This is a genomic window from Actinopolymorpha alba DSM 45243 (genome assembly GCF_000373925.1).
Lineage (GTDB): Bacteria > Actinomycetota > Actinomycetes > Propionibacteriales > Actinopolymorphaceae > Actinopolymorpha > Actinopolymorpha alba.
This window is the reverse complement of record NZ_KB892751.1, coordinates 25737-45666: the sequence shown is the minus strand read 5'-3', so window position 1 is coordinate 45666 and position 19930 is coordinate 25737. Positions and strand designations below refer to the sequence as shown.

At 67.8% G+C, this 19930-nt stretch carries 23 protein-coding genes and 1 other RNA gene; 12 read left to right on the top strand and 12 right to left on the bottom strand.

All coding sequences use genetic code 11. The features are described 5' to 3' along the window. The first annotated feature begins 925 nt into the window (after positions 1 to 925). From B141_RS0115195 to B141_RS0115155, 9 genes are read left to right on the top strand one after another with little or no spacing between them, the layout of a single operon-like run. Positions 926 to 1687 (top strand): CIS tube protein, encoded by a 762-nt coding sequence (locus tag B141_RS0115195; RefSeq protein ID WP_020576032.1) that lies wholly within the window; start codon positions 926 to 928, stop codon positions 1685 to 1687. Further along, on the top strand, positions 1684 to 3309 hold the full coding sequence (locus tag B141_RS40780) for a phage baseplate assembly protein V (RefSeq protein ID WP_020576031.1): 1626 nt from the start codon (positions 1684 to 1686) through the stop codon (positions 3307 to 3309). Before B141_RS0115195 ends, B141_RS40780 begins: the two co-directional genes overlap by 4 nt. Then, on the top strand, positions 3306 to 3644 hold the full coding sequence (locus B141_RS0115185; RefSeq protein ID WP_020576030.1) for a hypothetical protein: 339 nt from the start codon (positions 3306 to 3308) through the stop codon (positions 3642 to 3644). Before B141_RS40780 ends, B141_RS0115185 begins: the two co-directional genes overlap by 4 nt. Then, a complete protein-coding gene (locus B141_RS0115180) occupies positions 3641 to 4102 on the top strand; it encodes a GPW/gp25 family protein (RefSeq protein ID WP_020576029.1) in 462 nt (153 codons plus the stop codon). The genes B141_RS0115185 and B141_RS0115180 overlap by 4 nt, the downstream gene beginning before the upstream one ends. Continuing rightward, positions 4099 to 6717 carry a putative baseplate assembly protein gene (locus B141_RS0115175; RefSeq protein WP_020576028.1) on the top strand — a complete coding sequence of 873 codons (2619 nt, stop codon included), beginning with the start codon at positions 4099 to 4101 and terminating at the stop codon, positions 6715 to 6717. Before B141_RS0115180 ends, B141_RS0115175 begins: the two co-directional genes overlap by 4 nt. Further along, positions 6698 to 7231: a phage tail protein gene (locus B141_RS0115170; RefSeq protein WP_020576027.1), complete on the top strand. Its 534-nt coding sequence runs from the start codon at positions 6698 to 6700 to the stop codon at positions 7229 to 7231. Before B141_RS0115175 ends, B141_RS0115170 begins: the two co-directional genes overlap by 20 nt. A gap of 16 nt (positions 7232 to 7247) precedes the next feature. Next, positions 7248 to 8258 carry a PASTA domain-containing protein gene (locus B141_RS45655; RefSeq protein ID WP_051114083.1) on the top strand — a complete coding sequence of 337 codons (1011 nt, stop codon included), beginning with the start codon at positions 7248 to 7250 and terminating at the stop codon, positions 8256 to 8258. Between the two features lie 30 nt (positions 8259 to 8288). After that, positions 8289 to 8762 carry a hypothetical protein gene (locus B141_RS0115160; RefSeq protein ID WP_020576026.1) on the top strand — a complete coding sequence of 158 codons (474 nt, stop codon included), beginning with the start codon at positions 8289 to 8291 and terminating at the stop codon, positions 8760 to 8762. Further along, on the top strand, positions 8763 to 9542 hold the full coding sequence (locus tag B141_RS0115155; RefSeq protein ID WP_020576025.1) for a hypothetical protein: 780 nt from the start codon (positions 8763 to 8765) through the stop codon (positions 9540 to 9542). Between the two features lie 67 nt (positions 9543 to 9609). Here the strand turns inward: B141_RS0115155 and B141_RS40770 are convergent, their stop codons facing one another. The 7 genes from B141_RS40770 to B141_RS0115120 form a co-directional block, all read right to left on the bottom strand. Then, positions 9610 to 10053, bottom strand: coding sequence for a hypothetical protein (locus tag B141_RS40770; protein WP_020576024.1), 444 nt, complete (start codon positions 10051 to 10053; stop codon positions 9610 to 9612). A 32-nt stretch (positions 10054 to 10085) separates the two neighbouring features. After that, positions 10086 to 10901 carry an HdeD family acid-resistance protein gene (locus B141_RS0115145; RefSeq protein ID WP_020576023.1) on the bottom strand — a complete coding sequence of 272 codons (816 nt, stop codon included), beginning with the start codon at positions 10899 to 10901 and terminating at the stop codon, positions 10086 to 10088. Between the two features lie 219 nt (positions 10902 to 11120). Further along, positions 11121 to 11840, bottom strand: a complete 720-nt coding sequence (locus B141_RS0115140) for a bleomycin resistance protein (RefSeq protein ID WP_020576022.1) — start codon at positions 11838 to 11840, stop codon at positions 11121 to 11123. Continuing rightward, positions 11837 to 12280 (bottom strand): MarR family winged helix-turn-helix transcriptional regulator, encoded by a 444-nt coding sequence (locus B141_RS0115135; RefSeq protein WP_020576021.1) that lies wholly within the window; start codon positions 12278 to 12280, stop codon positions 11837 to 11839. Before B141_RS0115135 ends, B141_RS0115140 begins: the two co-directional genes overlap by 4 nt. A gap of 77 nt (positions 12281 to 12357) precedes the next feature. After that, a complete protein-coding gene (locus tag B141_RS0115130; RefSeq protein WP_026257244.1) occupies positions 12358 to 12678 on the bottom strand; it encodes a DMT family transporter in 321 nt (106 codons plus the stop codon). After that, the gene (locus tag B141_RS0115125) at positions 12675 to 13046 is read right to left on the bottom strand and encodes a DMT family transporter (RefSeq protein ID WP_020576019.1); all 372 of its coding nucleotides are present in this window, start codon (positions 13044 to 13046) and stop codon (positions 12675 to 12677) included. Before B141_RS0115125 ends, B141_RS0115130 begins: the two co-directional genes overlap by 4 nt. Beyond that, entirely contained in the window at positions 13043 to 13624 is a 582-nt protein-coding gene (locus B141_RS0115120; RefSeq protein WP_020576018.1) for a TetR/AcrR family transcriptional regulator, read from the bottom strand. The genes B141_RS0115125 and B141_RS0115120 overlap by 4 nt, the downstream gene beginning before the upstream one ends. A 121-nt stretch (positions 13625 to 13745) precedes the next feature. Between B141_RS0115120 and B141_RS0115115 the strand changes: the two genes are divergently transcribed. Beyond that, entirely contained in the window at positions 13746 to 14279 is a 534-nt protein-coding gene (locus B141_RS0115115) for a hypothetical protein (RefSeq protein ID WP_020576017.1), read from the top strand. A gap of 106 nt (positions 14280 to 14385) precedes the next feature. Here B141_RS0115115 and B141_RS0115110 read toward each other — a convergent pair whose 3' ends face one another. Continuing rightward, positions 14386 to 14736 carry a hypothetical protein gene (locus B141_RS0115110; RefSeq protein ID WP_157181031.1) on the bottom strand — a complete coding sequence of 117 codons (351 nt, stop codon included), beginning with the start codon at positions 14734 to 14736 and terminating at the stop codon, positions 14386 to 14388. A 326-nt stretch (positions 14737 to 15062) separates the two neighbouring features. Here B141_RS0115110 and B141_RS0115105 point away from each other — a divergent pair, with 326 nt between their 5' ends. Beyond that, positions 15063 to 15455, top strand: a complete 393-nt coding sequence (locus B141_RS0115105; protein ID WP_020576014.1) for a hypothetical protein — start codon at positions 15063 to 15065, stop codon at positions 15453 to 15455. 326 nt (positions 15456 to 15781) lie between these two features. On the opposite strand, the gene B141_RS0115100 is transcribed toward B141_RS0115105, so the two are convergent. The 3 genes from B141_RS0115100 to B141_RS0115095 all read right to left on the bottom strand — a co-directional run bounded on the left by B141_RS0115100 (position 15782) and on the right by B141_RS0115095 (position 17903). After that, positions 15782 to 16111 carry a nucleoside triphosphate pyrophosphohydrolase family protein gene (locus B141_RS0115100; RefSeq protein ID WP_020576013.1) on the bottom strand — a complete coding sequence of 110 codons (330 nt, stop codon included), beginning with the start codon at positions 16109 to 16111 and terminating at the stop codon, positions 15782 to 15784. Between the two features lie 360 nt (positions 16112 to 16471). Then, positions 16472 to 16843: a transfer-messenger RNA gene (ssrA, locus tag B141_RS46790) on the bottom strand. A 220-nt stretch (positions 16844 to 17063) separates the two neighbouring features. Further along, the gene (locus B141_RS0115095) at positions 17064 to 17903 is read right to left on the bottom strand and encodes a helix-turn-helix transcriptional regulator (protein ID WP_020576012.1); all 840 of its coding nucleotides are present in this window, start codon (positions 17901 to 17903) and stop codon (positions 17064 to 17066) included. Positions 17904 to 17999: 96 nt separating this feature from the next. On the opposite strand from B141_RS0115095, the gene B141_RS0115090 reads away from it, so the two are divergent. Then, complete coding sequence (locus B141_RS0115090) at positions 18000 to 18773, top strand: phytanoyl-CoA dioxygenase family protein (protein WP_020576011.1); 774 nt, start codon at positions 18000 to 18002, stop codon at positions 18771 to 18773. A gap of 33 nt (positions 18774 to 18806) precedes the next feature. Here B141_RS0115090 and B141_RS0115085 read toward each other — a convergent pair whose 3' ends face one another. Next, complete coding sequence (locus B141_RS0115085) at positions 18807 to 19928, bottom strand: Gfo/Idh/MocA family protein (RefSeq protein ID WP_020576010.1); 1122 nt, start codon at positions 19926 to 19928, stop codon at positions 18807 to 18809. Positions 19929 to 19930 lie beyond the last annotated feature (2 nt).

Here is a 19930-nt window from a genome sequence, read left to right as displayed (position 1 = left end):
TCGTGGAGCCGCCATCGGACCGGTCAGCAGCCGGTCGGCCGGAAAGCGACCCCGTGCGAACTGAACCCGCGGAAAACAACTGCCCCGAAAACAACTGGGCGAAAGGCGAATGGGCAGACAGCCGCGACTGGGCTGAGGACGGAGTACCGGACAGCGAGGTCCAGGGCACCAACGGCCCGGGAAACGTCAACGAAGGTGCGGATTCCGTTCGTCAGCCACCGGCGCATTGGTTAGCGCTTGTCCGCAGGGATCCGCCGACTCACTGGTCGCCAGCACCGTTCGAGCGCCAGAGTCCGACAGAGCTCCCGGTCCAACCGACGCCAACCAGAGACACCTCCGACATACCGCCGGTCGAGGTGGCCGCGCCCCCGGTCGAGGTGGCCGCGCCCCCGGTCGAGGTGGCCGCGCCCCCGGTCGAGGTGGCCGAACCGCCCGTCGAGGTTGCCGAACCGCCCGCCGAAGCGGCCGCACCGTCGCCAGTGCATCGCGCCCGTCCCACCGTCGCAGAGCCCGCGTACGCACCTAGGTCGGTACGAGCCCTTTCCGTGAACCGAACTGAGCGCCCACCAACGTCCGTCTCACCCGGGTCCGCCTCATCGGCGTGGTCCTCCACCGCACCGATCGATCCAGCTTTGGGAGCTCGGCTTCGCGACACCTCGCCATCCGTCCCGAGCCCATTCGACCCACGGCCATCGGCCCCATGGCCATCCGCCCCGTGGGCATCGGACCCGCAACCGTCCCGCCAGTCTTCGTTCGATCCGTCGCCACTCGATCCGTCGCCACTCGATCCCTCGCCGTTCGATCCCTCGCCGTTCGATCCGTGGCCGGCACTGCTGGATGACTCCGTGCTGTGGACCCCACCCCACCCGGCATTCACCGACCCTGACCACGTCCGCCGCCTCGACGACGAGCAGCGAGGTGCGTGATGGAACGCGTTGCCTTCCTGGTTGACGAGACCGGCGAACGGATCGACTGCCTGCTCAACCCCGAGACGGTTGAGGTCACCCGGCTCGCCGGCATTCGTCCTCGCGGCTCAGAGCGCGGCCAGTTGGTCGGCGCCGGCCTCGCCGATGATCCGTTGCAGTTCACGGGCGGCGGCCGTACCGAGATCCGCCTCGACCTGCTCTTCGACGTGGATTTCGTCGAGACGAAGGCCGCACCCACTGACGTGCGTACCCTGACCCGCCGGCTGTGGCTGCTCGCCGAGAACTCCGCCGAGGAACGCGGATCGGTCCGTCCTCCCCGGGTGCGGTTGGTGTGGGGCAAGACCTGGAACGTCCCCGGAGTCATCGCCTCGGTCGCCGAACGGTTCGACGCCTTCGATGGGTACGGAAGTCCGCGTCGTTCGTGGCTGCGGATGAAGCTGGTCAGGGTCGCTGACTCCGCAGCCCTTGCCCACAACAGTTTCGAAGAAGAGCTCGCCCGGGGACAAACCGCTCCTGTCGCCGGCGCGGTGCCCGGCCAGACGACCACCCCAGCCGCCGTCAAAGCCGTCGGTGATGGTTCGGCCGGGCCGGGCTTTTCCGGCGTCCGCTTTGACCTGCTGGCCACTGACGGGCTCGGCAATCCCTTCCTGTGGCGTCTCCTCGCCAAGCACAACGACATCGCCAACCCCTTCGAGGTCCTGCCGGGCACCGTCCTCGCCGTTCCACCGCTGGAGACGACCGCGGAAGTGAGGCGACCATGACCACTCTCGACGAAGCGTTCCCCGCGGCAGGAAGCCGATCCAGCGCGGTGGGGGTCAGCGCGGTCATGCCCAGCGCGGCCATACCCAGCGTCGATCTGCGGGTGGACGGCCGTCCCGTCGCGGAGTCGGTCCGCCGTTCTCTTGTCTCGCTGCGGATCGCGTCCCGGCTGTCGCTGCCGACGCAGTGCGAGCTCGCGTTCGCGACCTGGCAAGGATCAGCGGCCGAGTACGACAGCATCCCGATCGGCGCGCGCATCGAAGTGTCAGTGCCCGGGCGCGTCACCACTCCGACGACCGCGGGCTTCGACGGTGAGGTGAGCGCGGTCGAGCTGGTCCATGGGCCTGACGGCGAGGCCCTGCTCCGGATCCGGGCGTACGACGTTCTGCATCGGCTGCGCCGGCAGCAACAGCTGCGGGTGTTCGAGGACGTCACAGTCGCCGACCTCGCGAGCACACTGACCAGTGACCTCGGTATCCAGGTGAACGCCGACGAACCAGGACCGCGCAGCGACCGGATTGTCCAGCACAGCCAGTCCGACTTCGAGCTGCTCGCCGCGACCGCCAATCACGCGGGACTCCACCTGGTCCTGGTCGACGGCGAACTCCGGCTCGTCACGCTTGCCGGAAACGGCGACCCCGTGCCGCTCGACCTCGGTACCTCCCTGCTCGAGGCCCGGATCGCGGTCAACGCCTCCAGGGCACGCCATCGCATCCGCGCGTTGGGATGGCATGCCCAACGGGCCGAGGTGATGGACGAACGCGCAACAACCGCACGAGGTGGAGCCCGGGTCGGCCTCGACGTCGCCTCCTTGACCGCCGGCGTGGCCGAGGAGTGGGCGGACACTGACCTGACGGGACGTGGTGTGGACGAACTCACCGGGTTCGCCCAGGCACGACTCGACGCGAGTGCCGGGCAGGTCGTGACGCTTCACGGTGTGGCCGAGGGGGACACATCGCTTCGCGCTGGCACTCGCGTCGACCTGCGCGGTGTTGCCACCGCTTTCCAAGGGACGTACGTCCTGACCGAGGCAATCCACACGCTGGATGGCACCGGCTTTCGTACGGCGTTCTCGACCGAACCACCCACACCAGCCCACGCGCCAACGGACTCAACGATCACCCTCGGTCGGGTCACGAACGTCGATGACCCGGAAGGTCTCGGCCGAGTCCGCGTGAACCTTCCAGCGCAAGGCGACCTTGACGCCGGCTGGCTCGCGGTGCTCTGCCCAGGAGCCGGCCGCGACAAGGGAATCGTGGCGCTCCCCGATGTCGATGACACGGTGCTCGTGGCTTTGCCGCATGGGATATCAGCGGACGGCATTGTGATCGGCTCGATTTTCGGACAGATCGCTCCACCTGACAACGGAATCGTCGACGGCGCGGTCCGCCGCTGGTCGTTCTCCACACCGTCCGGCCATTCGATCCTGCTCGACGACGACCAGCGCCGGATTCGAATCGCGGACGGCTCCGGCAGTTTCGTCGAACTCGGACCCGATCTGGTGCGCCTGCATGCTCAGACCGACCTGGTGGTTGAAGCGCCTGGTCGGAAGCTGACCATCCGGGCCGCAACCGTCGACTTCGCGCACGCACCCGAACCGGAAGACCAGGAGGTGCGGTCATGAGATGGGTAACCGCCGCAGCGGTCATCACGTGCGGGCATGACGGTCGGGTCAAGAACAAGCCGTCGCAGGGCTGGGTGACCATCGGCGGGGTTCCGGTGCTCGTCGCCGCTGACCCTGAAGGCCGGACCATCACCGCGTGCCCGAACGCCGGCCCGACGATGAAGCCCTGCGCCACTACTTTGCGGGTGGCCAAGGGTTACAGCACCTGGCTCACGATTGGCACGCACCGCATCGTTCTCGACAACCTCGACGGACTTACCGACGGCACGGTTCCCGGCACCATCCACTACCAGGTCCGTCAGTCGGGCCAGGCGTATGTGGGGGCGGACCGATGACCGCCTCCTACCGTGCTCTCCACTTCGCCGGCGTCGGCGCCGGAGCGCCGGCCGGCACTGCCTCGCCGGCCGGGACGACCATGGGCCTCAACGTCACGGCCACCGGCGGGTTGGCGATGGTCGAGGGCGACGACTCGATCCGCCAGGCGATCCTGCTGCTGCTCTCGACGCGTCCGGGTGAGCGACTGATGCGGCCGACCTACGGCTCTCAGCTCCACCGCCTGGTCTTCGCGCCGAACGACCAGACCACCGCTGGGCTTGCCATCCACTACGTACGCGACGCGGTCCAGCGATGGGAACCCCGGGTCGACGTTCTGACCGTGGACGCGGACGCCGACCCGCGGGTACCCGAACGCCTCAATGTCGAGCTGCACTACCTGGTCCGCTCGAGTCTGGCCACCGATGTCGTCCATTTCCAGCTCGACCTCGAGCCCGTTCCCGGTGAGGTGGCGCCATGACCCTGCCCGTCCCCGACCTCGACGACCGCACCTTCGTCGATCTCGTGCTGGAGGCGCGCGAGCGGATCGCGCGGACGTGTCCGACCTGGACCGACCTGTCGATCCACGACCCGGGCATGGTGTTGGTCGAGGTGTTCGCGCACCTCATGGAGGTGATGCTCTACCGGCTGAACCGCGTGCCAGAGAAGGCGTACGTCGAGTTCCTCAACCTGCTCAGGGTCCCTCGCCATCCGCCGGCCGCCGCCTGGGCCGACCTCACCTTCAGCCGCAACGGGCGGGCGGGCGCGGCGGCACCGAAGCCGCCGATCGCGATCCCTGTCGGCACCAAGGTACGCGCCGAGCGTGACGCCAACGAGCCGATCGTGTTCGTCACCACCGAGGCGGGCGAAATCCCCGCTGGGCAGGACGAGACCACTGTCCGCGCGTACCACTGCACTGTGGTCGAGGGCGAGTTGCTCGGGATCGGGACCGGCCTGCCGGGCCAGAGCCTGCGGGCCTCGAAGGCTCCACTCACGACCACCACTGAGCCGTACGACCTGATGCTCGGAGTCGAGATCCGCCGAGGGACGGCCGGCGAGGGGGCGGTCGTACGGGAGTTCGCCGGTAAGACCTTCGAGATCTGGCAGCCGGTGGCGACCTTCGCGGGAGTCGAACCGGGCGCGCGGGTCTACCTGCTCGACCGGGCGTCGGGGACCGTGACGTTCGCGCCCGCTCTCGATCTGCGGTCTGCTGGGAATGCGGGATCGGGCGTGCTGACGACCATCGCCGCTGTTCCACCGGCGAACACAGAGGTACGTCTGTGGTACCGCACGGGCGGCGGGGCAAGCGGCAATGTCGCGGCCGGAGTCCTTACGAGGCTGCTTGATCCGCTGCCAGGCGTACGCGTCACCAACCAGGCGCCAGCACGCGGCGGGTGTGCGCTGGAGTCGATCGACTCGGTCCTCGCGCGTGGTCCCGCCGAGGTGCTCTCCCAGCAGCGCGCTGTGACCGCCCGCGATTTCGAGTTGCTCGCGACGGCCAACGCCGGCGCGGTCGCCCGCGCCAAGGCGTTCACCCGGGCGGCGATGTGGTCGTTCGCCTCGCCAGGTGAGGTGGAAGTTGTCCTCGTGCCCGCGGTCGATGACACTGCCCGGCCGGGCTGGCGGCTTCCGGCCGGCGTCCTGCTCGACCACCAGGTCGAGGCGGCCCGGGCCCGGGTCGAGGACGACCTGCGGCGCCGTCAGGCGCTGGGGACCAGCTGCCTGGCGGCCTGGGCCCGTTGCAAGGCGGTGTCGGTGATCGGCCGGGTTGTGGTACGCCGGGACGAGGACCTCGCCGCGGTCCGGCGACGCTTGCACGACCGGCTCTACGAGGCGATCAGCCCATTGCCGACACCGCGGAACCCAACCGGATGGCGGTTCGGTGAACCACTCCGGGCGTCGAACGTCTACCGGATGCTCGAAGAGTCCGAGCCAGGCGTCCGGTACGTCGACGACGTGCGGTTCGTCGTGGAGGACGCACCGGATGCCTCTGTGCGGGCGGTCGCGGCCGACCAGTTCCAACCAGAGACGTGGTACGCCGGGTGCGGTGAGTTGCTGTGCCGCTCCACCAATGGCGGACGCGGTTGGGAGCCCGTCGGGCGATTCCCCGGCGAGGAGGTACGCCGGATCGTGCCGGCGCCCGCGGCGCTCCGGCCGGGCATGACCGCCAGGGCCGGCCGGGTCGCGGCACTGACGAGGCGGCAGGACGGGACCGCGTCCGGTGTCTACGTGTCGAGCGACCTCGGCGAGACCTGGCACCGGGTGGCCGAACTCGAACCAGCGATCACCGACCTGGCCTGGACCGACCGGGACGCCACAGATGGTCTCCTCCTGGCAACCGACGCCGGACTCTACGAACTTCCGCTGCTCCCTGGTTCGGTCCCTCTCCAGGTGCTCGTCGAGCCCTCCGATCCCGATCGCGGTTTCGCCGCTGTCGCGACGTTCGTGTCTGAGCGTGGCGTTCCCGGCGTCGCGGTGGCCGCGCAGGCACAGTACGGCGTCTACATCTCCACTGCCGGTGGACAGCCCGGAACCTTCGTCAACGCTGGCTTGCAGGGCGTCGACATCCGCACCCTCGCGGTGCAGTTCGACGGGCCGGCGACGCTGCTGTGGGTGGGTGCTGGTGAACCCGACCCGAACCGCCCGGGTCCCGGCTGCTTTCGTGCCCGGCTGTTCGAGACCGGCGTGCATTGGGAGGCGGTCCGGGCGGGGTGGGTGGGTGGCACCTGCTGGGATGTGGCGTTCGCCGCTGGGCGGGTCCTTGCCGCGACCCAGAGCGGTGGCGTTCTCATCGCGGACACGAGGTCTGGTCGGCTGAACTGGCAGGCGCCCGATGTCAACTGCGGCTTGCCTCTTCGAGACCGGCTGCGATTCGAGCCGGTGGCGGCGGTCGCTGCCATCGCGTCATCGGACGGCGCGGGCCTGGTCCTCGCGGGTGGCACCCGCGGTGTCCACCGCAGCGACGACGCGAGTCGGTGGGTTGCTGCCGCCAACCGCGAGACCCGGGAGGTCGTGACGATTCCCGGCACCTGGTTGCTCTGCTCAGGAAACCACGACATCGAGGTGGTGTATCACGATGCGACGCCCCGCGATTGACCGGCTGCTGCCCTCGGCCTACCAGCAAGCGGTGGTGCCCGGCAGCGTTCTCGACGCCCTCCTCGACGTGATGGAGGGAATGCACGCACCAGAAGAGGAGATCCTCGCGCGGATCGAGGACATTTCCTCCGCATACCGCGCACCGGACCGGTTCGTGCCGTTCCTTGCCCACTGGGTTGGACTGGACCACCTGGTGCCTGGGTTCGACCGTACGCCCGCTGACCGTACGTCCGTTGACGGTACGCCTGCTGGGCGTATCCCGGTGGGCCGACTGCGTGACCTGGTCGCCCACGGCGCGGAACTGGCGCAGTGGCGGGGCACCTCGCGAGGGCTCTGTCTACTGCTGGAGATCGCGACCGGCGCGACCGGCTTCGTGATCGAGGAACCCCGCCCGTTCGCGTTCGTGGTCAGGGTTCCGGCAGCCGCTGTTCCGCAGGTCGACCTGGTCCGCCAACTGATCGCGGTCGAGAAACCGGCCGCCACGACGTTCGACGTGATTGCCGATCACCAGTAGGAGAAGGGATTCCGTCATGACCTGGGTGATCAGTCCGATACCCGAGCGAACGGAGCTGGGACCGTCCGGCTCCGGCGAGGTGAGTTTCCCGGTGACCAACGAGGGTCCCGTCGCCGACGATGCGGTCTTCGAGGCCGTACCCGGCGAGGGCGCGGTGAAGACCTGGTTCACCGTCCCTTCGCCACAGAAGCGGGTCGACGCGGGCACGTCGGTGGAGTTCGTCCTCACCGTGGAGATTCCGCCGGGAAGTCCAGCAGGTACGTACTGGCTGCAGGGCCGGGTGTATTCAGCCAACACCGCGCCCGAGGAGAGCTCGACACTGAGCAACCGGGTGACGTTCGAGGTGAAGCCGACCCCTCCCAAGCCGAAACCATGGTGGTTGCTCGCGGTCGCCGGCCTCGTGATCGTCGTCGCCGCCGTTGCCGCGTTCCTCCTCCTCCGGTCCGACGAGGTCACCATGCCCGACCTCGCTGCCGGAAAGACGACACCTGCCCAGGCGAAGAAGGACCTCGAGGCCCGCGGGCTCAAGGTCGGCACGGTGCGGTACCGCCACCAACCCAGCGAGGCAGGCACGGTCGTTCGACAGTCGGTGTCGCCCAACACCGAAGTGTCACCAGGGACGAGAGTCGACCTGATCGTCGCGGTGACGTTGGCCGCCCCGGCCCTGGAGTCGCCAGCATCTGGAACCACGATCGGGGTGGCCGACAACGTGCCGGCACTTACGTGGCAGAAGGTCGAGTACGCCGCGAGCTACCAGGTGGACGTACGCAAGGAATCCTGCACCTTCCGGCTTGTCGTCAGAGGATCTGCCGAAACCCGCTGCGACTTCGGCGGGCCGGCACCGCAGACCACGAAGGAGACGAGCTTCACCCCGGCGTTGACGTTCAACGGCGGTATCAACGACCGGTTGATCCTCCGGCTTTTCAACGACACGGGCAGAGTGCAGTGGCGGGTCACGGCGGTCGATGCGTTCGGCAACTCCGGACCGTCGAGTGAGTTCATCACCTTCAAGAAGCTGCTCAAATGACGCTCATCAAACAATGAGGGAGGCGACGGCATGGGTAACGGTCAGAAAGCCGCCGTGCTCGGCCTCGCGGTGCTGGTCGTCCTGTTCGGGCTTGTCGTCGCGAACCAACGACGGATGGCTGGTAATACGAGTGGTCCTGACGTCGACAAGGTCCAACGCCTTGTAGAGCGGGCTTTTGACCGGTGGGTGGACGATCCGGCGACCGTCGACCGGAGCCAACTCGACGCCGACTGCTTCGCCGCCGAACGGCCTGACCGCCTGGTGGTCCGAGGATCATGCACACTCTGGGTCGCGGCGAGCGACACGCGGATCCGGATGGTACGTCTACACATCCACAACGCGATCACAGTCTCGAGCCGGGCGCCACAGAGCGATGTGGTCGTCGATGACGAGATCGGTGCGGACAAGGACGTGTCCATCGCGGTCGACGGCAAGCGGGAAAGCATCGCATTGGTCTGCGGATTCGGAAAGACCTGTCTGATCACGCTGTCAGGGAGGTCGTAGATGGCCCGCCTCCGCATCCCGTTCTTCGTCATCAGTCTGGTAGCGATCGGGCTGGTCGTGCTCGTCGAGCTCGGCTCTCCCCTCCTGCTCGGCGGCCGCTCCGCTGCCGGTGGGCTGCTGCAGGAGGCTGCCCGGCGCGATCTGGAGCTCTCTGAGGTCTCCGGTGTAAGTGAGCCGCCGGGACGAGCGATCGGCTACCTCGCCCTCGTCGATGTGATCCTGCTCTACAGCATCGCACTGATGGCCGTCGGTCTGGTCGTGCCTGACCGGCTTCACGGTCGACTGCAGGGAATTCTCACGCTGGTTGGCTCGATCGTGCTCATCCTCGTCGCGATCGTCCTGCTGCTCATCACCATTGTCGAGCTGTCCATCATGGTGAGCTTGTTCCTCGCGACGCCGTTCGGGACGATCGCCTACCTCGCGGTCTGGGGCTACTTCCCGCGCTCCGATGCCAGCATCGTGCTGTCACTGCTGATGGCGTTGAAACTGATCTTCGCCCTGGCGCTCGTCCTCGCTCACCAGCGATTCCTTCAGAACAAGGGACTCGTCCTGCTGGTGCTGACATCCTTTCTGTGCAACGTGATTGTTGCCTTCCTGCATGGCTTCGTCCCGATCGTGGTCGTGAGCATCGTCGACGATCTGGCCGCCGCCGTCCTCGCGGTTGTGGCGATCGTCTGGGCGCTGGTTCTCCTGATCGGCTCGATCCCGGCGATCGTCAAAGCCGCCCGCGTCACCCTCGCCACCGTCAGTTCGGCTAGCGCACCAACGACGCGAAGCTAATCCGTACCACCGCAGCGACCGTGTCCTTCTACACAACATGGACCCGGCCGCGGCGCGGGAGCGAGCATCAGTGCAGGAAGATGACTTCCAGCAGGACGATCAAGAGGCCCAGACCGAGATTTATGAACGCCGAGGCGACGACAGTCGGGCGGGGAGCCCGCGCCCGCACCGTCGCGGCCACGGCCCAGCTCACCTGCCCCACCAGGGCCACGACGAGCGCCAGCCACGCGACGCCGTCGCGAGACAGCCCGGCCGACCAGCCAACCAGCGCTGCGAACGCTGGCGGGATGGCCGCCTCCACCAACGGCCACTCGCGCCGCGCCACCACGCGTACCCTGCTTCGGTACGGATGAGCGGTCGCACCGCGCTCACCCACGAGCCGGGCATAGACGTGGGCGACCCAGAAGATCAGCCCGGTAGAGAGAACCGCCGCGGCGAGATCCAGCGGATGCGGCGTACCACCAGCGCTCGCGCCCGCCACGACGGACGCCGCGAGCAGCGAACCGTACACCGCCCCTACATAGTCGCGCCGCGGCTCGTCTCTCACGCGGACGCGGCCGGTGCTGCCTTCCGCCGGTTGTTCTCACGGCGTACGGCGTTGCGCATCTGGTACGCCGTAGCCGCGGTCAGGGCTCCGAACACCACCAGCCAGATCCCGAGGACGGTGACAAGCACGCCCAGAGAAATGCTCGGGTACACGAGGACGACGATGCCGGCCGCCATCCCGAGCAGACCGGTGATGACCGTCAGCCCACGGCCGGTACGAGCCCGCCCCACGAACGCCGACATCACCGCGATCGCCCCGCCGACCAGCCAGAACAACCCCAGGATGACGGCGAGCACCATGATCGTCCCGGTGATGTTCCGGAGAGCCAGAACGCCGGCGATGACGGCCAGGACCCCGAGCAGGGCGTGGAGTAACCGTCGCCCGCCCTCAGCCTCGCTGAAGGCGATGGTCTGGACGAACGAGAAAAACCCGTACACGAGCAACTGCAGCCCGAGCACCACCGCGACGACCTGCAGCGTCGCCGCCGGCCACGCCAGTACGACGAAGCCGAGCACGATGCTCGCGCAGGCAAACGCCAGGACAGAACCCCACGTGTCCCCGGCCGCGACGAGCACCGAGGCGGTGCCTCGACTGATCGCGCCTTCCCGGGGCGGTTCGGACGGCGGTGGTGCGCCAGCCTCCTCCCGGGCCTGAGCAGGCATCCTGGCTTCGGCCTCAGCCTTGCCCGGTGCTTCTGGCGGAGCCTCACCCTCCACTGGCGGTTTGGCCTGCGGGGGAACCCTCGACGCGGTCTCCTGCTCAGACGGTGGCTTGCCACCACCCGGGCCGGCCGCGAGCGGATCAGATGGCATTCCTCTCGCCCCCTTCACGCGCTGCGCTGGGAGCAGGTCCGGCCACAGCCGCACGACCGCAGGCGAACCCGCATCACCTCAGAGTGACCCGACCAAGCCAACGGCGGCACCACCCTCTAAGGGTGATTGTGGTGGGCACCTTGGCGGGCACCGGCGGTGCGTAGGGCCCTCCACAAATGAGCCGAGAGCCGGGCGGACCGTACGTTTCGACCACGCGGGCTACGTCAGACCATGACGGCGCAGCTCCTCGGCGGTCGCCAGAGTCTCCGCCAGGCGTTCCCGATCGTCGTCAGTCAACGGGATCGCGGCCAGCTCCCCCAGCGCCTCGGCCGCCCGACCCCGATCCTCAAGGCTGAGGGCCAGCTCGGCGCGGTAGGCGAGCGCCTCCACGCGTTCCGCGGGGCTGGCATCGGTGACCCTGGCGAGGGCACCATCGAGGATCTTGGCGGCCTGCTCGAGGTCTCCGTGACTGTCGGCCTGCACGACGGCGTTCTCGAGGGTTCGGGCCAGCCGTCCGGTAGCCGCGGGAGGCGTGGACGCCTGCGCGGGAGGACCAGGGGGCTCCGGAAACACCCGGATCCAGTTCCCGCCCGGGTCGACCACCGAGAAGCCTGACAGGCCACCGACGTTCTTGCGCGGTCGTGGGCGGGTCATCCGCGGGATGCCGGCCAGCGGCACCTTGCCGTAGGCCGCCCGCAGCCCGTCGGCGAACGCGCGGTGCAGTGCCCCGACATCTGGTACGCGGACGATGCAGCTGCCGTAGGACTCCTGCGGATCGAAGCCGGGCATACCGAAGAAGTGCAGCTCGACCTCGGGGCGGCGCATCGCGAGATAGGGATTCGGCTTCGCCTGCCGGTAGGTGCGTTCGAAGCCCAATGCCGAATAGAACTCGAGCATGTCGTCGATCGAGGCGCACGGAAGCAGCGGAATGACTGTCATGAACCCTCCAGAAGGTCGCCGAGATCGCGCAGGGTGCCGCTGACCGCGCAGAGCTCGGCAAGCGGAAGGCGAGCGGCCAGCGCGTTCGCCCACGCCGCTTGGCGGCGTTCGACCTGACGCAGCGCTGACCGGCCGCGCGGGGTGAGCACCAGAAGGCGGGCGCGAAGGTCGCCGGGGTTGTCCTGGTACGCCAGCATGCCGTCGCGGACCAGGCTGGTCGCGGTTTGTCGTACGGTCTGGCGGGCCAGACCCATCGCCCGCGCTACCTGCGCCACCGTGCTCGGACCGTGGTCGACCACGCCGAGCACCTGCCACCGTGCACTGGTGAGGCCCGCCGGCCGCGCGAGCTCGTCGCCCGCGGCGAGCAGGAGGCCGTTCACACGGAACACCTCCACCAGCAGCGTCGAAAACTCCCGGCCCTGCTCAGTCAACGCGGTCACACCGACAAACCTGTCAGCTTTGACAGGTACCTGTCAAAGCTGACGGGCGGCAGATGCGAGTCCCGATAGGTGAATCCTCAGTGGGCGCCGAGTTCGACGAGCAGTACGCCGCCGGCGATGAGGACGATGCCCAGACCCATGGTCTTGGTCAGCGGTTCCTTGAAGGCGGCGCGGGCAATGACGGCGGTGGCGGCGATGCCAGTGGCCGCCCAGATGCCGTAGGCCACGCCGATGGCCATGCCCTCGCGCAACGCGAAGGACAGGCACACAAAGGACACGACGTAACCGGCGACCACCGCGGGGATCCACGCCCTGCGACGCAGTCCGTCGGACGCGCGAAGGGCTGTGGTGGCGCCGATTTCCAGGGCAATAGCCAGAACTAGATAGGTCCAGCTCATTGGGTAACTCCCGCGTGGGTGGCGCCGCCGGCGTGAGAGGTGCGGCGCTCGGGCGGGTGGGAGCCAAGCTCGATCAGTAGGACGCCGGCGATGATGGCGGCGAAGCCGGCCCCCATCGTCCAGGTCAGGGGGTCACTGAAGAGTGCGGCGGCGGCCACGGCAGTGGTGGCGACACCGCAGGCGGCCCAGACGCCGTACGCGACACCAACGGGCATGCCCCGACGCAGGACGGCGGCGATGAGGATGAAGGAAGCGGTGTAGCCGACCGCGACCAGCGCGTACCACAGGGGTGCGTCGACGGCGGCACGCAAGGCGAGGCTGGCACTGACTTCCGAGGCGATGGCGGCGCTCAGGTACAGCCACGTCACTGGGCAACTCCTCCTTGCCGCGTGGACCTGTTGTGGTCATCGGTGAGTTGGTCGATGAGGGCCAGTACGGCCGTCCGGTCGGCGGGGTCTGGGGGAAACACGCCGGTGGCTTCGGCAGCCCACAATCCGTCGGCGGCAAGGCGGGCGAGCGTCAAGCGGGCTCGTTGTGACTCGGGCAGAGCGGTGGGGAGGTCGAACCACGCGGCCATGCATTCGGTCCACGGCGCGGTGAGCGCGGGCCGGTAGGCGGCTTCGGTGAACACCGCGTACTCGGCGCGACTGGTGTGCCCGCTGGCGGCCACGCGGGCGTAGGCGCGCACGCGCTGGGCGGGAGTCGCGGCCTCGAAGGTTAGCCCGTCTTCGCTGAGGGCCTCGTGCATCGCGGCCTCGACGCGGGTGGCCGCGTGCTCGACGATCGCCAGCAGCAGGGCCTCACGGGTGGGGAAGTGATACATCAGCCCGGGCTTGGTGATCCCGGCGCGTCGGGCTACCGCGTCCAGGGTGATATCGGCGCCTTCCTGGGCGGAGACCACGGCCAGGGCGGCGTCGAGGATGGCGGTCTTCTGACTGGCACGCATGCCATTACTTTACCTTCCGGAAGGCAAAGTTTCGAGGCGGCGCCGGTGCGGCGCGCGGCTTCGGCTGCCACTGACCTGGCGGCGGACCTTTCCAGGCTCAGCTCTCTGAGATAGTTCTGGGATGGATCATCGCTCCCGGACCTGGATCCGGGGACGGCTACGATCGCTGGCTTCGCTGGAACTCCTCAACGTCCCACTACAAGCCGTGATCTGGTTCGGCATCGTCGGCTTCCCGGTGACCCCCACGAACGTCATCGGCTTCGCGTTGTTCGCGTTCCTTCTCCTGGAGGGCGCCGGATACTGGCTGGCCAAGGTTCGCCAGATCGCGGTGCCTGGATCGCCCCTTCCCGGAGCCGGAGCTTTCGCGGTTGCCCGCGTGGTCAACCTGCCCGCACTCATCGCGGGCTTGCTGTTCATCATCTGGGCGGTGGTCATCGACCCAGGCGCCGGCAGTTTGCCAGGTCTCGGGTTCGCGGTGTTCGCCGTCCTCGAGCATGTGAACTACTTCCACACACAGCTCATGTACGACAACGCCGACGACCTCCGCTACCTGTTCACGCATGGTCTGCGGCGCGCGCATCTGGCCCGCGATCTCGCTCTTCACAGGAAGACAGGTCGTCGCGCCCGCCGACGCCTCATCAGCTTGGGAATCTGATGCGGGACACGCTCAACCAGCCGTCGGACGCTCAGGACGGTGGTCCATGGGTACCCGTGACTGCCCCCTTGGGCCCGTGGCGAATAGCACACAGATAGCACAGTCGTTATCTGGTTGGGCTGACTCGCTGACGGTCGGCGGCGAACGGGCCGCTGTGCGATTCGTGCCTTGGATGCTCGCCACGGTCGTCGCCGGTGGCCAGCGCGAACGGGTCGCCCTCGACACCATCCAGGAGGAGGAGGCCTGGCTCATGGGGCGAGTGGTCGAAGACTGGAACCTCAACGAAGAGCGTGTAGGCCCTCCCGTCACGGTTCCCGCGGATCCACTCCAGGCATTCGTCGAGGGTTGCACCCGTGATCACGTACTCATTGCTCGACATTGCTCTGTAGAAGTACACCCGAAATGTTGGAGTCCACTCCCACATGGTGTCGCGCGGGTCGACTGGTCTGACCTCCATAGGACCAGGCTAAGCGGGCCACCGGCAGCTGCAGCGCGAGCAAGAAGGCATCATCGCCCAGCTGGGTAGGTTCATCTCATGGCCCAGGTGCCGAGGAAGGATCTCGACCCACCCGACAATCGCCCCGTCTACGTGGTCGTCTTCGAAGGCGACTTTCGGACGCGGGCTTATGGTCGACGCGGATGCTGGCTAGCAATCGACGTCACACCCGCGTTTGGCGTACGAGGGTTTCGGCTCGCACCACCCGAGGCCAAAAGAATTGTGAACCTCGACCTCAACGAGCTTGGTCGCGTGCACAGCATCGATCTCGGTGGGAGGTCGGACACATGACCGGGGTCCCAAGGGAGGAGATTTCTCCGGACGACCTCGAGCGCGTTCGCCAAGCAGCCGAGGAGCACTTTCGACAGTACTTCGACGGCTCCCTACGCAGCATGCGCGTGGTCCTCACCACCTACCACGCCGCCAGGACGGCCATCCAACGTATGCCCGGAGCTCCGGAGTTGCCGCCCGACCCTCGCCCGGTTTACCTCGTCGTGGTCGAAGGTGAGTTCCTTAGGAGGCCTGACCAGCGAAGCGGCACCTGGCTGGCGATCTACGTCACGCCGGCATTCCAGGCCCGTGGCCACTCCGGGCCGGCATCGCCCGGTCACCCGATTCCGGACAGAGTGATCAACCTCGATCTCAACCAGCTTGGTCGGGTGTACCAAATCGCGCCGTAGGGGCGCCCCACCAGAGCGTTGAAGGAGCACCGGGCTTTGGCCGGTGGCCTGCATCGGGTCGCGGAGACCGGGGGGCCGTAAGCTGCCGCGGCTCGGGCGGTGCATAGTTCGGTCCGAGGATCAGTCAGCAATACGACGTCGAGTGGCCAACCGCACTCGTCCAAGCCGTGCGCTCCCGACTGGCCCGCGACCTCGGCGTGGAACTCAAAGAGGATCGAGACACGGCCTTCTGATCCGTAGGCCTCTGAAGATCATCTACGAGCGTCCGCCGCTCAACTGACCGGCACGCTACACCGGCAGGGTCGAACCGAGGGCCGGCGTCGGGCTCAGCGGTTGTCGCCGCTGCCCGCCAGCACGCCACGGTCCTGGCGGCTGGCCAGCTTGGCGAGGTTGGCCGTCGCGATGTCGTCCAGCGACAGGTCGAGGTAGTCGGCGAGCACCGCCACGTACCAGAGCACGTCGCCGAGTTCCTTGGCGACGTCGGCCCGGTCGATCCGCGACTCGTCGCTGTCGAGGTCGCGGACCCACTTCTTGAACTTCTCGGCGATCTCACCCGACTCGCCAACCAGCCCGAGCACCAGGTGGAGCAGCTCGTTCCTCTTGTCACGTGGAGCGGCGGTACGGAGGGCGCCGCGCTGGTACTCGTTCAGGTCCATGGCGGACCAGTATGGTCGAATCCTCCCTCTCGGCAGCGCCGGATCAATGTCAGCCCGCCGCCCACACCGCATCGAGCGGCACCGCCGACAGCAGATCCCCTAGGACTGACGGGTCGTCGGATCGCGCTGGAGCAGGCTTACAACTCCTCGCACAAAAGGGAAAGAGCAGCATGAGCGTTCTAACCCGATGTGCTCGGCTCGGGAAACACGCGTCCTCGCGTGCGAGAGAGGAGACCTGGCCAGACCGCCTCTTCCTGCGGGCGCCGCGGTCCGACGTCGCCGACGGCACCGTGCCCGCATAAAGTGGTCGCACCGATGCGAAACCCCTGGCCAGACCGCTCTGACCAGGGGTTTCGTTGATCGTGGAGGTGGCGGGAATCGAACCCGCGTCCTTCGTCGATGTTTCAGGACTTCTCCGGGCGCAGCCTGCTAGGCGTTCTACTCGGCCCCGGCGCTCTCACAGGCAAGTCGCCGACAGGCCCAGCCGCAGTTAGTGTTCCCGCACGGCCCCGCGGCCGTTCCGTACGGGTGATCCTCCTTCATGAGGCCAGGATCCGGGTCGGAGGAACTCCCGGGCTGACCCTTCGCTTAGCTCGCCTCAGGCGGCGAGAGCGAAGTCAGTGCGCTTAGAGTTGGCACTTATTGGTTTCCAGGGATCGTTAACGAGATAACCCTGGGTCCTCGGCCCGCTTCTCCTGAAGCGATCGTCCGAAGTCGAAACCGATCACCCCCATGTTGAGTTGTCAAACGTACGCCGGGCTCACCGCCCGGAGCCGGGCATACCCGCCCGACCCGCACCACTCTACTGCCAACGCCATGGCAGGTCACCTGCATTCCCCGCCACCGGCTCGGGGCGCGCGATCGACGGCGCCTGAACCGGCACGTATCCCCGCACTACGGACTTAAGAGCCAGCCCAACCTCGACCAGGCCGGCTCGTCACGGCCGGGGGTGTCACGACCGTCGGTAGTCGCGCGGGGGCAGGCCAAAGTGGGCGCGGAACCTCCGGGAGAAGTGAAACTCGTCGGTGAATCCGAGCGTCCGGGCGATCTCGCGGGTGGTCATGTCGGTCAGGCGGAGCAGGGTTGCCGCCCTCTGGAGCCGCCGGCCATTACGGAAGGCGAGCGGAGACGTTCCGACCTCGCCGGTGAAGCGGCGACGGAACGTGTCATAGGGCAGGCCCACCTCGGCCGCGACTGTACGCAGGGAGATCGGTGCGGCAAGGTCGGCCGCCAGCCGGTCGACGGCGGTCGCGATGGCGGGGCTGAGGCCCGAGGCGCCGCCCGGCTCGGCGGTGTCGACCAGCCAGTCCGCCAACGCCAGCAGCTGGTGCTCTGCCGCCAGCTGAGACCGTGGCGTGGCGCTCAGCACCGTGCGCAGCGCGGCCGCCGAAGGAGCGGATCGTGGGTGCCGGGGCCCGACCCCCTTGATCACGCCGACCTCGGCGAGAGTGTCGAAGAGCGGTCCGCTGAAGACCGCGAACAACTCGGTCCAACGCTCCCCCGGTGCCGTGCCGTACCAATGCGGCTGGCCGGGTTCGACCACCGTCAGCGCGCCCGGCGTGATCGGCTGCTCGTGTCCGTCGGCATGCCGGTAGCTGCCGTACCCGTCGACGACGAACGAGATGACGAAGGCGTCCATCACCCGGAGGGACGACGGCATGACGGGTTCCTCGTCGACCACCTCGCCAGCGAGTACGAGCTGGCCGAGCCTGGTCACGGGCGCGTCTGACACGACGATCCGGGTGCGGGCGTCCACTCGCCAGAACGTACATGTGCCGGTCAGGAAAGCCATTCCGGGCAACGATGTGGGCGTTCTAGCGTCGTGACGCACGGCGGAGGATCCGCCGCGGACTCATCGTTGGGAACACCCGCTGGGAGGCAGGCCCCCATGACCTCGACCGACGAGCCCACGACCGGCCTGGTCACCGCGCAGCTGCGCGAGCAGTACCACTCGGAGGGCTATTTCGTTCTCGAGCGTGCGCTCACCGACGAGCAGCTGGAGCTGTTGCGCGGCGGTGCGCAGTTCTCGATGGACAAGTTGGATGCCGCGTTCGACGCCGGCGGAGTCGACCGGATCGGCATCAACGCCCGCGGCAAGCGCTATTTCAGCAACATGATCTACAAGGATCGGCCGGAGCTGCGGCAGTTCCTCTTCAGCGACCTGATGGCCGAGATCTGCAAGGCGACGTTGGGCGAGGACGCCTACCTGTTCTGGGAGCAGTACGTCATCAAGGCGGCGGACCCCGACACCTCCTTCGCCTGGCACCAGGACTCCGGCTACGTGCACGAGGACCACACGCCGTACCTCACCTGCTGGATCGCGCTCGACGATGTCACGGAGGAGAACGGTTCGGTCTACCTGCTGCCGTACTCCCGCTCGGGCATCAGGTCGTACGTCAAGCACATCGAGGACCCGGAGGTCAACGACCGGGTCTGCTACTTCGGCTCCGACCCGGGCGTGCCCATGACCGGTCCGGCCGGCACGATCGTGGTCTTCTCCAGCGTCGTGATGCATCGCAGCGGGCCCAACCTCACCGACCGGCTGCGCCGCGTCTACCTCGCGCAGTACTCCGGCGAGGTCATCATGTCCAAGGACGGCAAGGAACCCTGGGGATCCTTCGAGCACTTCCTCGACGGCGGCGCGATAGTCGCCCAGCCCTGACCGCACGTTGGTTCGGTCCGGCGGCGCGCTCCGTCAGCTCGCGTGGGTACGGTCGTGGACGCGGTGCGCCGCCTCGCCCGGATCGCCATCAGCGAACGAAAGCGGGGCGAAGGTGCTCTCCACCAGGTGGTGGGTGCCGTCCCGGCCGGACTCGATGGCGTTCAGCATGATGTCGAGGACGTGGTACGCGTGCTCGGGGGTGACCAGCGGGCGGGTTCCGGCGGCGATCGACTCGATGAGGTGCTCGAGCCCGGAGGTCCACGGCCAGGAGGGGTTCGGGCTGCCGTAGAGCTTCCAGGCTCCTTCGGAGTTCTGCCACAGCTCGTGGCCTTCGGGCGCCCAGTCGTCGCCGAGCATCTGGATGGTGCCTTCCGTGCCGTAGATCTCCAGCGCGGGCGAGCGGTACTTCTGCATCGAGAATCCGGTCGTCACGGTGGCGAAGACGGAGTTGTCGAAATCGAGCAGGATCTGGAAGTTGTCCTCGGTCTCGACGTCGATCAGCTGGCCGTCAACGACGCGTTGCGGGTGGACCCGGCCAGCGAACGCCGACACCCGACGTACCGGCCCGAGCAGCCCGGTGAGCGCGGTGACGTTGTAGACGCCGAGATCGAACAGCGGGCCACCGCCGGCCTGGTAGAACCACGGCCCCCAGTCCGGTCCGGCCCAGCCGTAGCGCCCACGGGCGAGGGTTGGCCGGCCGATGTCGCCCGCCGTCACGTGCCGCCACATCGCCTGGAACGTCGGGCTGAGGATGACGAACGGCGCGCACACCAGATGCCCGGCACTTGTCCTCGCCAACTCCACCAGCTCGGCCGCCTCGGGAAGCGTGATGGCCATCGGCTTTTCGACCAGCACGTGCTTGCCGGCCAGCAGGGCGTCCTTCGCGATCGAACCATGCTCGGGCATCGAGGTGAGGACGAGTACGACGTCCACCTCCGGGTCGTCGAGGACCTCGCGGTGATCGGTCGTGAACGCGGCAACGCCGGGCTCGCCAGCCACCACGCCACCGACCGCCGGGTTGGAGTCGCACGCGACGATGTCACCGACCAGGCCGCGAGTGCGCAACGGCTGGATCAACGACAGGTAAGGGCCGCGGAACACCCGGCCGCAGCCGATGACGCCGAGCTTGACGGGTTGCTCCATGACGTACTTCACCG